Origin of the sequence: Pseudomonas sp. AL 58 (assembly GCF_036348395.1) — a bacterium.
GTDB lineage: Bacteria > Pseudomonadota > Gammaproteobacteria > Pseudomonadales > Pseudomonadaceae > Aquipseudomonas > Aquipseudomonas defluvii.
In genome coordinates, this window is the sequence record NZ_JAZBQR010000056.1 from 1 (window position 1) to 1,130 (window position 1,130).

A 1,130-nucleotide genomic window follows, 5' to 3' on the forward strand; every position below is an offset into this window, starting at 1 on the left:
AGTTTTTCAGCGGCGGCGGTGACGGTGTCGCCGTCCTTGTCAGTGGCTTGCAGCAAGCTGCCCAGGTTGATGGTGATGTCGTTTTCGTCATTGCCGGCCGCATGGTCCAGCGGTTTGAGCAGGGTGAAGGTGTAGGCGCCGGCGCTGGTGAGGCTGAAGGTGAATACGTCGACCACACCGGCCTTGGCGGTGAGGGTATTGCCTACGACGCTGTACACCAGGGCGACGCCGCCGGAAGTCAGTGCAGGCAAGCCGCTGGTGTCACTCGACAAGCCATAGCTCAGCGGCGTGTCGGCACCGGACTGGAAGATGCCGGTCACGCTGCCACTGGCGGTGGTTGCCTCGCCAGCGACGTCGCCCGTGCCGCCGGCGATGCCGTTGGCCAGGCCGTCCTCGTCAACCGTTCCGGTGACAGGGGTGCCGGTTGCTGTTGGGGTGTCGTCGTCAACGGTGATGACCAGTTTTTCAGCGGCGGCGGTGACGGTATCGCCGTCCTTGTCAGTGGCTTGCAGCAAGCTGCCCAGGTTGATGGTGATGTCGTTTTCGTCATTGCCGGCCGCATGGTCCAGCGGCTTGAGCAGGGTGAAGGTATACGCACCGGCGCTGGTGAGGCTGAAGGTGAACACGTCCACCACACCGGCCTTGGCGGTGAGGGTGTTACCCACGACGCTGTACACCAGCGCGACGCCGCCGGAACTCAGCGCAGGCAAGCCGCTGGTGTCAGTCGACAAGCTGTAGCTCAGCGGCGTATCGGCACCGGACTGGAAGATGCCGGTCACGCTGCCACTGGCGGTGGTCGCCTCGCCGGCAACGTCGCCGGTTCCGCCAGGGATGCCGTTGGTCAGGCCATCTTCATCGACGGTGCCAGTCGCCGCAGTACCGGTTGCCGTAGGGGTGTCGTCGTCGACGGTGATGACCAGTTTTTCAGCAGCGGCGGTGACGGTATCGCCGTCCTTGTCAGTGGCCTTCAGCAAGCTGCCCAGGTTGATGGTGATGTCGTTTTCGTTGTTGCCTGCCGCATGGTCCAGCGGTTTGAGCAGGGTGAAGGTGTAGGCACCGGCGCTGGTGAGGCTGAAGGTGAACACGTCCACCACACCGGCCTTGGCGGTAAGGGTGTTGCCCACGACGCT

Annotated in this window: 1 protein-coding gene; it reads right to left on the bottom strand. The window is 63.9% G+C overall.

Annotation, left to right across the window (positions count from 1 at the left end; translation table 11 throughout):
- Positions 1-1,130 (bottom strand): T1SS-143 repeat domain-containing protein (locus tag UIA24_RS23010; RefSeq protein ID WP_442963071.1); only part of this gene is annotated, 1,130 nt, incomplete at both ends.